This window comes from Brevundimonas sp., from assembly GCF_019636155.1.
Lineage (GTDB): Bacteria > Pseudomonadota > Alphaproteobacteria > Caulobacterales > Caulobacteraceae > Brevundimonas.
On record NZ_JAHBYB010000001.1, the window covers coordinates 172,852 to 185,686 of the forward strand.

Below are 12,835 nucleotides of genomic sequence, written 5' to 3' on the forward strand. Positions count from 1 at the left end.
CGTCAGCGGCCGCGCAGGCGGGCCTGGACGTCGCGGGCGTCATAGGCCTCCACCCGATCGGGCCGGGGGCCGCGGCCCATCAGGATCTCGAGCGTGGTCGAGGTCGGCTGGGGTCCGGAAAAGTTGAGGCCCAGGCCGACGCCCACGCCGGACGCCGAATAGGGCCCATGGCGCGACGATCCCGCGCCTACCGAGACGCTGGGCCTGATCCCGCCGGCGCCGTCGGGCCGTCCGTCGATCCAGCGCTGGCCGACCTCGAACCAGTCATAGCCGGCCTGGGACGTCAGTTCGGCCGCCCGCAGCAGGGCGTAGTCGACCACCGGGCCGGGCGCGCCGACGCCGCTATAGGTGACGCGCCAGCGGTCGCTTTCGATCCTCTGTTCCGAAAAGCCCTGGCCTCCCGGCCCACGCTGGGGGCCATAGGGCGCCAGGCTGGCGCAGGCGGCCAGGCTCAGGGCGGACAAGGCGATCAGCGGAAGGGTCAGGCGTTTCATGGGCTTGCTCCTGACCGGTTCAGCGTCCGGAGGCGGCGAAATGTTCCGCCGTCCCTGCGATCAGGACAGGGCCAGATGCGTCAGGCCGACGGCCTGGGCCAGGGCGGCGAAGTCGTCCGGAAGCGGCGCCCGCACGGTGATGCGCCCGCCCTCGGGGTGCGGCAGGTCCAGGGCGGACGCATGCAGCATCAGCCGCGGGGCCGCCTGCCCGCCCAGGGTCAGCGGCCCGCCATAGCGGACGTCCCCCGCCAGGGGCCGGCCGATATGGGCCATATGAACCCGCAACTGGTGCATGCGGCCGGTCAGGGGCTGAAGCTCGACCAAAGCCCCCTCCCCGTTCGCCGCCAGGGTGCGATAGCGGCTGGTGGAAGCCTGGGCGCCCTCGGCGTCCAAGGGGACGACCCGCATATAGGCCTCGCGCCCGATCTCCTGACGACGCAGGGCCGCGTCGATGGTTCCGGCCGAGGGCTCGGGCGCGGCCGCCACCAGGGCCAGATAGGTCTTGTGCAGCCGCCGGGCCTGCAGCGCCTTGCCCAGGAAGCCGGCGGCCGGCTTGGTCTTGGCCGCCACGATGACGCCCGAGGTGTCGCGGTCCAGCCTATGCACCAGTTCGGGCCGCTTCCCGTTCGAGCGGGCGAAGGCCCACAGCAGGTCGTCCAGGGTGTGGGCCTGGATGCGCCCGCCCTGGCTGGACAGGCCGGACGGCTTGTTGAAGGCGATCAGATGCGCGTCCTCGTGCACCACCCAGGATCGGACGGCGGCGATCTCTTCGTCTGAAAGGGAAACGGGCTGGCGCGGGCTCACCCGTGGCCCTTAGACCATTTTCGGTTCAGTCGGAATCGACTGAACCCAGAACAATGGTCCAAGAGTCCCTGGAGCGAATATCTGAGTTCAGTTGGACGTGCGTCCAACTGAACCGATTTCGCTCCAGCCTGAACCGTCCGGGCGGTCGATCAGGGGATCCGCCCGCTTGGCGACTGTTTCAGCGCAGGACGCCGCGCTTGGCCTGGCTCCAGGCGTACCAGAGCAACAGGGCGGCGATCACCACGATAACGTAGGGCATGTTGGACATCATCGCCAGTTCGGCCGGCGGCGGCGGCGGCGGGTTGATGAATTTGCCATAGGCCAGGCTGACCACCGCCCCGATGAAGGACAGGCCGAAGGCCCAGACCGCCAGCCGGTTGCGCATCAACAGCAGGATCGAGCCGGCGACCGCCCCCCAGACGCCCAGGATCCACGGCCCATACATCCAGCCCGGCATGGCGTGGTAATAGTCGATCATCGCCTGGTCCATGCCAGAGGCGCGCCAGTAGGTCTCGCCCTGGGTCACGCTCATGGTGAAGTCGTAGCCGCCGAAGGCGTTCCACAGCAGCGAGACCGCGCCCACCACCCACAGGTGCCACGGCGTCTTGTTCAGCATATCGGACATTCTTCCCTCCCACAGGATTCCGTAAGGGAAGACTGCACCTAAAACAGCGTTACAGCAACGCCGTCTCAGCCCGCGCGTCTGGCCGCGCGCAGGGCCGCCCAGCGGTCCAGCCGCTCGCGCACCTTGGCCTCATGCCCTTCGCCCTTCGGGTCGTAGAAGGTGCGGCGCTCCATGCCATCGGGGAAATAGTCGGCGCCGGAAAAGCCGCTCTCCAGATGCGGGTCGTACTGATAGCCCTCGCCATAGCCCAGCGACTTCATCAGCTTTGTCGGGGCGTTGCGGATATGGGCCGGCGGCGTCAGGGAGCCGGTCTCGCGCGCGGCCCGGGAGGCGGCCTTGTAGCCTTCATAGACCGCCACCGACTTGGGCGCGGTAGCCAGGTGGACCACCGCCTGGGCCAGGGCCAGTTCGCCCTCGGGACTGCCCAGGAAGTCGTAGGTCTCCTTGGCCGCATTGGCGACCAGCAGCGACAGGGGGTCGGCCTGGCCGATGTCCTCGACCGCCATCCGCACGATCCGGCGGGCCAGATACAGCGGATCCTCGCCCCCGTTCAGCATCCGCGCCAGCCAGTAGAGGGCCGCGTCCGGGTCGGACCCTCGAACGGATTTATGTAGGGCGGATATGAGGTTATAATGCTCTTCTCGACTCTTGTCGTAAGCCGGCGCGCGCTTCTGCAGCAGGCCCGCCAGCCCCTGGACGTCCAGGGTCTGGTCCGGCGGCAGGGCGAACAGGATCTCGGCCATGGTCAGCAGGTAGCGGCCGTCGCCGTCGGCCAGGGCCAGCAGGGCCTGGCGCGCCTCGGGCGTCACCCGAAGCGGTCGATCCAGGTCGACCTCGGCTCGGCTCAACAGTTGATCCAGCGCGGCGTCATCCAGCCGTTTCAGCACGAAGACCTGGCTGCGCGACAACAGGGCGCCATTCAGCTCGAACGACGGGTTCTCGGTCGTGGCCCCGACCAGGGTTACGATCCCCTCCTCCACGAAGGGCAGGAAGCCGTCCTGCTGGGCGCGGTTGAACCGGTGAATCTCGTCGATGAACAGCAGGGTGCTCTGGCCGGCGGCGCGCCGCGTGCGGGCGGTCTCAAAGGCCTTCTTCAGGTCCGCCACGCCCGAGAAGACGGCCGAAATCTGCTGGAACTGGTAACCCGCCGCCTGGGCCAGCAGCCGGGCGATGGTGGTCTTGCCCGTGCCCGGCGGCCCCCACAGGATCATGGAGCCCAGCCGGCCGCTGTCGATCATGCGGCGGATCGGGCCGTCAGGGCCCAGCAGGTGATCCTGGCCCACCACCTGGTCCAGGGCGCGCGGCCGCAGCCGGTCGGCCAGGGGCGCGTCAGGCGGATGAATGCCGGAGGCTTCGAACAGGTCGCTCATGCGGGCTGACAGATAGGCGCTATGAGCGGCCATTTCACCCGTTTAGTCTGACGTCGAAGGAGAGACCCCATGGCCGAACCCCACAACGTCCCGCCCGGCGGCGTCATCCCCTATCTGACCATTCCGTCGCGCGGCGGCCAGGCGGCGATCGAATTCTATCGCGCGGCCTTCGGGGCCGAGGAGCTGTTCCGCAACATGGCGGACGACGGCGAGCGGATCCTGCACGCCCGGCTGCGGATAAACGACGGCCTGGTCATGCTGTCGGACGAGTTTCCGGAATACGGCCAGACGCCCGACGCCCGGCCCCAGTCGGTGACCCTGCACCTGCAGGTCGATGACGCGGACGAATGGTGGGCGCGGGCCCTGGTCGCCGGGGCCGTGCCGATCACGCCCCTGGCCGACATGTTCTGGGGCGACCGCTACGGCCAGATGAAGGACCCCTTCGGCCACTGCTGGTCCATCGGCGCGCCCGTGGCCAAGGCGTAATGGCCTAACGGATCACGCCGGGTATCAGCCGGCCCTGGCGCTGGATCACCACGCGGGACCCGCGGGCGACATTCCCGGCCTGTTCGAGCGTCGAGATCGGCCGGTCGTTGACCGACACCAGGACATCGCCCGGCCGGAAGCCCACGGCCTGGGCGAAGCTGCCGCGTTCGACCCGGCCGATGATGACGCCCGAGGCGAAGGGATCGCCGCCCAGGGCGTCGGCCAGGGCGGGGTTCAGCACCAGCACCGCGGCGCCGCTCAGGGCGCCGCTGCGGATCACGCGGGCGCGGTCCAGGTCGGCCTCGCCCGGCAGGCGCTGGGCCCGCGCCGTCAGGGTCTGGGCGCGGCCGTCGCGGATGACCCCGACCTGGACCGCATCGCCCGGATCGCGCGATCCGACGCGGAAGTTGAGCCCGTTCTGGTCGTTGACGGCCGCCCCGTCGATGCTGGTCAGGATGTCGCCCTGGCGGATGCCGGCGCGGGCGGCGGGGCCGTTGGGATAGACCTCGGTGACCACCAGCCCCTGGGGCCGGTCAAGGCCCAGGCTGGAGGCGATGTCCTGGGTCACCGGGTCGCCCTTGACCCCCAGCCAGGGGCGGACGACGGCGGTGGCCCCGCCGACGGCGGCGTTGACCACCTGGCGCACCATGGCCGCCGGGATGGCGAAGCCGACGCCTGAAGAGGAGCCGGAGCGCGAGAAGATGGCGGTGTTGATGCCGATCAGGTCGCCGTCCATGTCGACCAGGGCGCCGCCGGAATTGCCCGGATTGATGGCCGCGTCGGTCTGGATGAAGGAGCTGGAATCCGAAATCCCCGTCTCGGTCCGGTTCACCGCCGAGATGATGCCGTTGGTCACCGTCTGGCCCACGCCGAACGGATTGCCGATGGCCAGGACCAGGTCCCCGACCTGCTGCTCCTCCTGATCGTCCAGGTTCAGCACCGGCAGACGCCCCTCGACGCCCTCCAGCTGAAGCACGGCGATGTCGGAGCGTTCGTCGGCCAGGATCACCCGGGCCGGATATTCGCGCCGGTCGTTCAGGGTGACGCGGATCTGCTGCATGCCCTGGATGACATGGTTGTTGGTCACCACCACCCCGTCGGCCCGGACGATCACGCCAGAGCCGATGGAGCCGGTCTGGCGCTGGCCCGGAATGCCCCAGAAGGGGTCGCGCACCTGCTGCACCCCCACGGCCGCGATATTGACCACGGCCGGGGCGGCCAGGCGGACAACGGGGGCGAAGCTGGCCTTGACGCCCGCCGCGTCGCCGGGAACCCGGCGCGGGGCCTCGTTGAACACCCCCTCCTGGGCCTTGGTGTCCGAGGGCGAGCTGCAGGCCGACAGGGCCAGGGCGGCGGCGAGCGCGATCGTCGAGGTCTTCATCAGCATCCGAGGGTCGAGGAAAAGCGTCACCATGGCATTCCGCACCGGCTTTCGGGCGTCAAGATGGCGGTTCCTGACAGTCAGGCCGCCGCGCCGTCCGCAGGCCGACGCCGACGGCGATCACCAGGATCACCGCCGCCAGATAGAAGGCCAGGCCAGGCTGATGCAGGGGCGAGGAGTCCGCGATCGAGATCGAATAGATCCAGCCGAAGAACAGGGGCGAGGCGATGCCGGCGATGGAGGCGACGCTCATGTTCGCGCCCTGCAGCTGGCCCTGCTCGTCCTCGCCCACGCGGCGGGTCATCAGGGACTGGATGGTCGGCATGGCCAGGCCCCACAGGGCGTTCGGCAGCATGGCCAGTGTGAAGATCAGCCCCGTCGGCGCCCAGCCCATCAGGGCCACCCCGACCGTCCCCCCGGCCAGGCCCAGGACCATGGTGCGCCGGTCGCCCAGCCGCTTGACCACCGGCCCGGTAAGGCCGCCCTGGACCAGCATGTCCAGAACCCCGACCCCGGCCAGAAGCAGCCCCACCTCGCGCGGGCCCCAGCCGTAGCGATAGGCGGCGTAGAGCACGAACACCGCCGAAAAGACGTGGTGGGCGAAATAGAGCAGGAAATTCACCACCGACAGGCCGGTGAGTTCCGGATGGCGCAGCAGCAGCATCATGGCCCCCACCGGATTGGCGCGCCGCCAGCTGAAGGCCATGCGGTTCTCCGGCTTCAGACTCTCGGGCAGGATGAACAGCCCATAGAGGAAGGCCACGCCCGACAGGACGGCGGCGGCCCAGAAGGGCGCCCGCGGCCCGATCTCGCCCAGGAAGCCGCCCATCACCGGCCCCAGGACGAAGCCGCCCGAAAACGCCGCCCCGATCAGCCCATAGGCGCGGGCCCGTTTCTCCGGCTCGGTGATGTCGGCCATATAGGCGTAGATGGTGGTGAAGCTGGACGAGGTGATCCCCGCCACGATCCGCCCCAGGGCCAGCCACCACAGGTTCGGCGCCAGGGCCATCAGCACATAGTCGATGGCCAGTCCGGCGCAGCTGATCAGGATGACCGGTCGGCGGCCGAACTTGTCCGACAGGCTGCCGATCACCGGCGAGGCGACGAACTGCATCCCGGCCCACAGGGCGACGAACAGGCCGTTGATCAGGCCCGCCTGGGCGTTGGAGCCGACGAAATCCTCGATCAGCTGGGGCAGGACGGGGATGATGATCCCCATCGCCACGATATCCAGCACCGCCGTCACGAAGATGAAGGCCAGGGCCGCGCGGCGGTCTCGGGAAGATCTGAAAACCATCGGCGGCTGTCTAGCCGAAGGCCGCGCGGCGGTCGCCGCCCTTTCGGCGCCGGGGCGCGAAGCGGGCGCCGGCCGTGGCGGCCCGGCCACGGCTTGTCGGACGGCGCGGCGCAGGGCAGGCTGAGGCCATGGACACGGTGATCGACGTCGAGGGCCTGACCAAGACCTATGGCGGGGTGCGGGCGCTGGACGGCCTGACCCTGTCGGCGCCGCGCGGCGGGGTCTATGGCGTCCTGGGGCCGAACGGCGCGGGCAAGTCCACCCTGTTCCGCATCCTGCTGGGCCTGGTGCGGCCGACCGAGGGGCGGGCCGCCGTCCTGGGCGGGGCGGTGGGCCAGCCGGCGACCATGCGGCGCATGGGATCGATGATCGAGACGCCCCGGTTCCCGCCCTTCCTGACCGCGCGACAGGCGCTGGAATGGCTGGCCCAGGCGCATGGCATGGGCCGGTCCGCCGAGATCGACGCCTGGCTGGAGCGCGTGGGCCTGGGACCGGCGCGGGGCCGGAAGGTGCGGGGGTTCTCGGTCGGGATGATGCAGCGGCTGGGCATCGCCGCCGCCCTGATGACCCGGCCCGAACTGGTCATCCTGGATGAACCGACCAGCGGCATGGACCCGCCCGGCATCCAGGAAATGCGCGGCCTGATCCGCGCCCTGGCCGACGAACAGGGGGTCACGGTGATCCTGGCCAGCCATCAGCTGGCCGAGGTTCAGCGGGTCTGCGACCGGGTGGCGATCCTGGACCGCGGCCGCCTGGTGCGCGAGGGCGCGGTCAGCGAACTGACCGCCGCCGGCGAACGGCTGCGGATCGCCGTGGGCGCGGCCGAGGCGGCCCAGGCCGTCCTGGGCGCCCGGGCGACAACGGCGGGCGACGCCGTCCTGGTGGAGGCGGCCCGGGCCGAGGCGCCCGAGGTGATCCGCGCCCTGGTCCAGGCCGGGATCGACATCCATGAGGCGCGCTGGATCGGGGCGGACCTGGAAAGCGTCTTCTTCACCGAAACCGGCGCCGCCCGCGATCCGGAGGCCGACCATGCTGGCTGACGGGATCCGCGCCGAGACCCTGCGGCTGAGCCGCAACGCCACGGTCCTGTTCTGGAGCGTGGTTTTCCTGCCGGTGTTCGGCCTGGTCATGTCGGTGCTGGGCAATGTGCTGATGAAGACCAGCGCGGCCAAGATCACCCTGAACGGCCGCGCCCCGCCCGAACTGGCCCAGATGATGATGGGCGGGCCGGTGCGCCTGGTCGAGGAGGTGGTCTCCGGCGTCGCCGACATGGCCAATCCGGCGGTTCTGCTGTTCCTGCTGATCGGGGCGGCGACCCTGTATGCGGGCGACTATCGCTGGGAGACCTGGCGGCTGATCAGCGCCCGCAACAGCCGTATCAACCTGCTGCTGGGCAAGGTGGGGGCCTTCGGCCTGCTGGCCCTGGCGGCGATGATCGCGCTTCTGGCCGGAGAGATCGCCGAGACGGTGCTGAAGGCGGTGATCCTGAACCGGCCGCTCAGCCTGGAGGTCGGGGCCAATGTCGGCGGGCGGTTCCTGGGCGGCTTCGTCCTGTCGTGGCTGGCTCTGATGCAGTTCACCCTGATCGGTCTGTTGGCGGCGGTGACGACGCGGTCCCTGCTGGCGACGGTCATCATCCCCATCGTCGTCGGCGTGGCACAGCTTCTGTCGCCCCAGACCCTGGCCCTGCTGGGCCTGGCGCCCGACGGATGGATCGCCACCCTGGCCAATCCGGGCGCGGCCTTCGTCTATCTGCGGGCGGCGGTCGAAGGCGGCGACATGGCGCGCGGCCTGTCCGGGCAACATGCGGCCATGGGGCTGGTCAGCGTCGCCTTCTGGATCGCCTGGCCCCTGGCCGCCGCCCTGTGGCGGTTCCAGCGTCAGGACCTGGCCAAGGAATAGGGCCGGCGTCGCGTCAGAGCCGCTTTTCCATGAAGACGTCGGCCCGGGCATAGGGCGTCGGGCGCGGCGGCAGGTCGACGAAGCCGGCCGAGCGATACAGGGCGCCCGCCGCCTTCAGGCTGGAGGCGCTTTCCAGATACAGGCGCGGCGCCCCAGCCGCCCGCGCCTCGGCCTCGCAGGCGTCCAGCAGGGCCCTGCCCAGCCCCAGGCCGCGCGCGGCGGGCGACACGCACATCTTGGCCAGTTCGAAGCCGCCGTCGGCCATGGCCATCAGGGCGCAGCACCCCACCGCCCGGCCGTCGCTCTCGGCGATGAAGATGCGCCCGCCGCCCGCCAGTATGGCGCCCTGGGGATCGTCGATGACCTTGCGGTCCTTGGCCTCGACCTCGAAGCCGCCCTCGGCCAGCCAGCCCTCGTTCAAGCGCGCCCACTCGGCGGCGTGGCGCGGTTCGTACGGCAGGATGCGGACGGTCATGGCCCGCCTATGCCGCAATCGCCGGACAAGGAAAAGGGGGCGGCCGGATCGCCCGGCCGCCCCCTGAAATCTTTCGGACCTGACGGTTCCGATCAGGCCTCGTCGCCCTCGTCGAACGACTGGACAGGACCCGAATCCAGGCCCTTGGCGTCCACGTCGCGGTCGACGAACTCGATCACCGCCATGGCGGCGTTGTCGCCGTGACGGAAGCCCGCCTTCATGATGCGGATATAGCCGCCGTTCCGCTCCGCATAGCGCGGGGCCAGGGTGTCGAACAGCTTGCCGACCTGGGGCACGTCGCGCACGGCGCTGATGGCCTGACGGCGGGCGTGCAGGTCGCCCTTCTTGGCCAGGGTCACCAGCTTCTCGACGAAGGGACGCAGTTCCTTCGCCTTGGGCAGGGTCGTGGTGATCTGCTCGTGCTTGATCAGCGAGGCGGCCATGTTGGCGAACATGGCCTGGCGGTGGCTGACCGTACGGCCGAGCTTGCGATAGGCGGCGCCGTGGCGCATCGGGGTCTCTCCTACTCAACCCGGTTTCCAGAAACTGGACCTGGGCTTCTCATTCTAACCGCTCCGTTCGGCGTGGCCGCGGGCGGAGGGGTTGAAACTAGATCTGGTCGTCGAACTTCTTGGCCAGGTCTTCGATGTTTTCCGGCGGCCAGTTCGGCACGTCCATGCCGAGGCTGAGGCTCATGGTCGCCAGCACTTCCTTGATCTCGTTCAGCGACTTGCGGCCGAAGTTCGGGGTGCGAAGCATCTCGCCCTCGGTCTTCTGGATCAGGTCGCCGATGTAGACGATGTTGTCGTTCTTCAGGCAGTTGGCCGAACGGACCGACAGCTCCAGCTCGTCCACCTTCTTCAGCAGGGCCGGGTTGAACGGCAGGTCGGGCTTGCCGTCGGCGGCCTCGACGGCCTTCTTGGGCTCTTCGAAGGTGATGAAGATCTGCAGCTGGTCCTGGAGGATGCGCGAGGCGTAGGCCACGGCGTCGACCGGGGTCACGGCGCCGTTGGTTTCGACCTCCATGATCAGCTTGTCGTAGTTCAGCGACTGGCCCTGGCGGGTCGGTTCGACGCGATAGGCGACCTTCTTGACCGGCGAATACAGGGCGTCGACCGCGATCAGGCCGATCGGAGCGTCTTCCGGACGGTTGAACTCGGCCGCCACATAGCCCTTGCCGTTCTGGACGGTCAGCTCCATGCGGATCGAGGCGCCGTCGTCCAGGGTGCAGATGACGTGATCGGGGTTCAGGACCTCGATGTCCGAGGGGACGTCGATCTGGCCGGCGGTCACGGCGCCCGGGCCGGTGGCCTTCAGCGTCATGCGCTTCGGACCCTCGGCGTGCATGCGCAGGGCCAGTTGCTTGATGTTCAGGACGATGTCGACCACGTCCTCGCGTACGCCTTCCAGCGACGAGAATTCATGGACCACGCCGTCGATCTGGATGGCCGTCACCGCCGCGCCTTGCAGCGACGACAGCAGTACCCGGCGCAGGGCGTTGCCGAGCGTCACACCGAAGCCGCGCTCCAGAGGCTCGGCCACCAGACGCGCCTTGCGTTGGGCGTCGGAACCGGTCTCGATCTGCGGCTTCTCGGGACGGATCAGCTCTTGCCAGTTACGTTCGATCATAGGTGTCCCTCGAAACGGGTTTCGCCGGTCCCCCTGCTCTCGTCAGAGAAGGCGGGACCGGCGGAGAATGGGGTAGTCGGCGACGACGCGTCTCAGACGCGGCGGCGCTTGGGCGGACGGCAGCCATTGTGCGGCATCGGGGTGACGTCGCGGATGGTCGTGATGGTCAGACCCACGGCCTGCAGGGCGCGCAGGGCCGATTCACGGCCCGAACCCGGACCCGAGACGTTGACTTCCAGCGTCTTCAGCCCGTGCTCCTGGGCCTTCTTGCCGGCGTCCTCGGCGGCCATCTGGGCGGCGTAGGGGGTCGACTTGCGCGAGCCCTTGAAGCCCATGTGACCGGCCGACGACCAGGAAATCGCGTTCCCCTGGGCGTCCGTGATGGTGATCATGGTGTTGTTGAACGACGCATTCACATGGGCGACGCCCGAGGTGATGTTCTTGCGTTCGCGGCGCTTAACGCGACCCGGTTCCTTGGCCATGGCTATGTCTTACTTCTTCTTGCCGGCGATCGGCTTGGCGGGACCCTTGCGGGTGCGGGCGTTGGTGTGGGTGCGCTGGCCGCGGACCGGCAGGCCCTTGCGGTGGCGCAGGCCGCGGTAGCAGGCCAGGTCCATCAGCCGCTTGATGTTCATCGAGGTCTCGCGGCGCAGGTCGCCCTCGACCGTGTGGTCGCGGTCGATGGTCTCGCGGATCGACAGAACCTCGGCGTCGGTCAGCTGGTTGACGCGACGGGCGGGCTCGATGCCCACCTTCTGGGTGATTTCCTTGGCGGCGGCGGGGCCGATGCCGTGGATATACTGAAGCGCGATTTCAACGCGCTTGTTCGTCGGGATGTTGACGCCGGCGATACGGGCCACGAAACTCTCCAGGAATGCCTTCTCAGACGCAGCAAACGCTCCGGTCGACAGACCAGGAGCGTTGGCGCCCTTCGCGGAAGCGCGCCTTATACAGGGGATTCACGGCGCGTCAACGCCTTGCGGCCCGATGGGCGTCTTTCCGTGCGATCATCGGCCGGCCGGGCGGCCGAACAGAATGGTGATGGTCACCGGCTGGTCCGCCACCGGAACGCCGTCACGGACCGGCGGCTGAAAGCGATAATGGGTCTCGGCCGCGCGCAGGGCCGCCGCCTCGAACCCCTGCCCTGCCGGGCGCGCGGCGATCACCCGGCAACCGTGCAGCCTCTGGTCCAGGCCGATGTCGCAGGCGACGGTCGCCTCGCCCGACCGTCCGGCCCGCAGCGCCGCCGGCGGATGCAAGGCCCGCAGCTGGCCCAGGCTGGGCCCCTGCAACAGCCGGGGCGGCGCCCCGCGTCCCGGCCCCGAACCGTCGCCGGCGCCCGTTCCGGCCCCACGCCCCTGAAGGCCCAGCCCCTGATCCGGCGTCGGCGCGGCGTCCTCGGCCCGGCCGACGACCAGGGGCGGCTCGGGCGCGGGCTGGGGCGGGGCCGCCACCTCGGGCGGCCGTGTCGGCGCGGGCGAGGGCCGAACGGCCGACGGAGCGGACGGGCGGCCCCCGCCTCGAACCTCCGCCCTTTCGGGCGGTGGCGGGGGCGGCGGTGGAAGGAACAGCGGCAGGACGATCACATCCAGCGACGGCGTCAGGGCGCTGGCGGGCCGATGCGGCTGGCTCTGGGCCGCCCACCAGGCCAGGCCCGCGTGGCCCAGCACGGCCACGGCGGCGAAACCGATCCAGCGCAGCCGGCGCCGGATCCTGGGTGTCGGCTCGGATTTCAACGGCCTCTCCGCCATCGCCTGCCGCATCATAACGCGCTACGAGGCCGGCGGCTCAGAGGACGATGAAGAGGTTCAGCCCAGGACGGCGTCGATGGCGGCGGCCACCTGGTCGATCGACCCCATGCCATCCACCTCGGTCAGCTTGCCCTGGCTCTCATAGTAGGGAAGCAGGGGCGCGGTCTGGCGGTTGTAGACGGCCAGACGGTCCCTGAAGGTCTCGGGATTGTCGTCCGGCCGGCCCTGGTCGGCGAAACGGGTGGCGATGCGCTCCGTCAGGGCGGCGTCATCGACCTTCAGCCGCACGACCGCGTCGATCCGGGCGCCGCGGCGCTCCAGCATGGCGTCCAGGGCCTCGGCCTGGGCCACGGTGCGGGGGAAGCCGTCGAAGATGGCCCCGCCGGCGGCCTCGGCCTCGGGCAGGCGGGCCTCGATCAGGGCGATGACGATCTCGTCCGTCACCAGATCGCCGCGCGCCAGCACGTCCTTGACCTTCAGCCCCAGGTCCGAGCCCGAGGCGATGGCGGCGCGCAGCATGTCGCCGGTCGACAGCTGGACCATGCCGCGCTGTTCCACCAGACGCTTGGCCTGGGTGCCCTTGCCCGCCGCCGGCGGGCCGAACAGGATCAGGTTCACGCC

At 69.8% G+C, this 12,835-nt stretch carries 16 protein-coding genes; 3 read left to right on the forward strand and 13 right to left on the reverse strand.

The window, feature by feature from the left end; all coding sequences use genetic code 11:
* Nucleotides 1-2 precede the first annotated feature (2 nt).
* From KF910_RS00880 to KF910_RS00895, 4 genes are all read right to left on the reverse strand, one after another.
* Nucleotides 3-494, reverse strand: coding sequence for a CC0125/CC1285 family lipoprotein (locus KF910_RS00880; protein WP_292258325.1), 492 nt, complete (start codon nt 492-494; stop codon nt 3-5).
* A 60-nt stretch (nt 495-554) separates the two neighbouring features.
* The gene (locus KF910_RS00885; protein ID WP_292258327.1) at nt 555-1,298 is read right to left on the reverse strand and encodes an RluA family pseudouridine synthase; all 744 of its coding nucleotides are present in this window, start codon (nt 1,296-1,298) and stop codon (nt 555-557) included.
* 178 nt (nt 1,299-1,476) lie between these two features.
* Nucleotides 1,477-1,923, reverse strand: a complete 447-nt coding sequence (locus KF910_RS00890; RefSeq protein WP_292258329.1) for a hypothetical protein — start codon at nt 1,921-1,923, stop codon at nt 1,477-1,479.
* A 65-nt stretch (nt 1,924-1,988) separates the two neighbouring features.
* A complete protein-coding gene (locus KF910_RS00895; RefSeq protein WP_292258514.1) occupies nt 1,989-3,293 on the reverse strand; it encodes a replication-associated recombination protein A in 1,305 nt (434 codons plus the stop codon).
* Nucleotides 3,294-3,362: 69 nt separating this feature from the next.
* Between KF910_RS00895 and KF910_RS00900 the strand changes: the two genes are divergently transcribed.
* Complete coding sequence (locus KF910_RS00900; protein WP_292258331.1) at nt 3,363-3,779, forward strand: VOC family protein; 417 nt, start codon at nt 3,363-3,365, stop codon at nt 3,777-3,779.
* A gap of 4 nt (nt 3,780-3,783) precedes the next feature.
* Here the strand turns inward: KF910_RS00900 and KF910_RS00905 are convergent, their stop codons facing one another.
* Together KF910_RS00905 and KF910_RS00910 are read right to left on the reverse strand one after the other, a co-directional pair.
* Nucleotides 3,784-5,160 carry a trypsin-like peptidase domain-containing protein gene (locus KF910_RS00905; RefSeq protein WP_416354671.1) on the reverse strand — a complete coding sequence of 459 codons (1,377 nt, stop codon included), beginning with the start codon at nt 5,158-5,160 and terminating at the stop codon, nt 3,784-3,786.
* Nucleotides 5,161-5,218: 58 nt separating this feature from the next.
* On the reverse strand, nt 5,219-6,457 hold the full coding sequence (locus tag KF910_RS00910) for a TCR/Tet family MFS transporter (RefSeq protein ID WP_292258333.1): 1,239 nt from the start codon (nt 6,455-6,457) through the stop codon (nt 5,219-5,221).
* A gap of 128 nt (nt 6,458-6,585) precedes the next feature.
* On the opposite strand from KF910_RS00910, the gene KF910_RS00915 reads away from it, so the two are divergent.
* Together KF910_RS00915 and KF910_RS00920 are read left to right on the forward strand one after the other, a co-directional pair.
* Complete coding sequence (locus KF910_RS00915) at nt 6,586-7,497, forward strand: ABC transporter ATP-binding protein (RefSeq protein WP_292258334.1); 912 nt, start codon at nt 6,586-6,588, stop codon at nt 7,495-7,497.
* Complete coding sequence (locus KF910_RS00920) at nt 7,487-8,359, forward strand: hypothetical protein (RefSeq protein ID WP_292258335.1); 873 nt, start codon at nt 7,487-7,489, stop codon at nt 8,357-8,359. The genes KF910_RS00915 and KF910_RS00920 overlap by 11 nt, the downstream gene beginning before the upstream one ends.
* 13 nt (nt 8,360-8,372) lie before the next feature.
* Here the strand turns inward: KF910_RS00920 and KF910_RS00925 are convergent, their stop codons facing one another.
* The 7 genes from KF910_RS00925 to KF910_RS00955 all read right to left on the reverse strand — a co-directional run bounded on the left by KF910_RS00925 (nt 8,373) and on the right by KF910_RS00955 (nt 12,832).
* Nucleotides 8,373-8,834, reverse strand: coding sequence for a GNAT family N-acetyltransferase (locus tag KF910_RS00925; RefSeq protein WP_292258336.1), 462 nt, complete (start codon nt 8,832-8,834; stop codon nt 8,373-8,375).
* A gap of 92 nt (nt 8,835-8,926) precedes the next feature.
* Nucleotides 8,927-9,346: a 50S ribosomal protein L17 gene (gene rplQ / locus KF910_RS00930; protein WP_292258337.1), complete on the reverse strand. Its 420-nt coding sequence runs from the start codon at nt 9,344-9,346 to the stop codon at nt 8,927-8,929.
* Nucleotides 9,347-9,443: 97 nt separating this feature from the next.
* Complete coding sequence (locus tag KF910_RS00935) at nt 9,444-10,463, reverse strand: DNA-directed RNA polymerase subunit alpha (protein ID WP_292258338.1); 1,020 nt, start codon at nt 10,461-10,463, stop codon at nt 9,444-9,446.
* Between the two features lie 92 nt (nt 10,464-10,555).
* Nucleotides 10,556-10,945: a 30S ribosomal protein S11 gene (gene rpsK / locus KF910_RS00940; protein WP_292258339.1), complete on the reverse strand. Its 390-nt coding sequence runs from the start codon at nt 10,943-10,945 to the stop codon at nt 10,556-10,558.
* Nucleotides 10,946-10,954: 9 nt separating this feature from the next.
* The gene (gene rpsM / locus KF910_RS00945) at nt 10,955-11,323 is read right to left on the reverse strand and encodes a 30S ribosomal protein S13 (protein ID WP_292258340.1); all 369 of its coding nucleotides are present in this window, start codon (nt 11,321-11,323) and stop codon (nt 10,955-10,957) included.
* 147 nt (nt 11,324-11,470) lie between these two features.
* A complete protein-coding gene (locus KF910_RS00950; RefSeq protein ID WP_292258341.1) occupies nt 11,471-12,199 on the reverse strand; it encodes a TonB family protein in 729 nt (242 codons plus the stop codon).
* A gap of 72 nt (nt 12,200-12,271) precedes the next feature.
* On the reverse strand, nt 12,272-12,832 hold the full coding sequence (locus tag KF910_RS00955; protein ID WP_292258342.1) for an adenylate kinase: 561 nt from the start codon (nt 12,830-12,832) through the stop codon (nt 12,272-12,274).
* Nucleotides 12,833-12,835 lie beyond the last annotated feature (3 nt).

Coding starts and splice junctions, on each gene's coding strand:
- KF910_RS00920 (WP_292258335.1), top strand. CDS start 7,487: ATGCTGGCTGACGGGATCCGCGCCGAGACCCTGCGGCTGAGCCGCAAC.
- rplQ (WP_292258337.1), bottom strand. CDS start 9,346: ATGCGCCACGGCGCCGCCTATCGCAAGCTCGGCCGTACGGTCAGCCAC.
- KF910_RS00895 (WP_292258514.1), bottom strand. CDS start 3,293: ATGAGCGACCTGTTCGAAGCCTCCGGCATTCATCCGCCTGACGCGCCC.
- KF910_RS00890 (WP_292258329.1), bottom strand. CDS start 1,923: ATGTCCGATATGCTGAACAAGACGCCGTGGCACCTGTGGGTGGTGGGC.
- KF910_RS00935 (WP_292258338.1), bottom strand. CDS start 10,463: ATGATCGAACGTAACTGGCAAGAGCTGATCCGTCCCGAGAAGCCGCAG.
- KF910_RS00880 (WP_292258325.1), bottom strand. CDS start 494: ATGAAACGCCTGACCCTTCCGCTGATCGCCTTGTCCGCCCTGAGCCTG.
- KF910_RS00900 (WP_292258331.1), top strand. CDS start 3,363: ATGGCCGAACCCCACAACGTCCCGCCCGGCGGCGTCATCCCCTATCTG.
- KF910_RS00915 (WP_292258334.1), top strand. CDS start 6,586: ATGGACACGGTGATCGACGTCGAGGGCCTGACCAAGACCTATGGCGGG.
- rpsK (WP_292258339.1), bottom strand. CDS start 10,945: ATGGCCAAGGAACCGGGTCGCGTTAAGCGCCGCGAACGCAAGAACATC.
- KF910_RS00925 (WP_292258336.1), bottom strand. CDS start 8,834: ATGACCGTCCGCATCCTGCCGTACGAACCGCGCCACGCCGCCGAGTGG.
- KF910_RS00905 (WP_416354671.1), bottom strand. CDS start 5,160: ATGAAGACCTCGACGATCGCGCTCGCCGCCGCCCTGGCCCTGTCGGCC.
- KF910_RS00910 (WP_292258333.1), bottom strand. CDS start 6,457: ATGGTTTTCAGATCTTCCCGAGACCGCCGCGCGGCCCTGGCCTTCATC.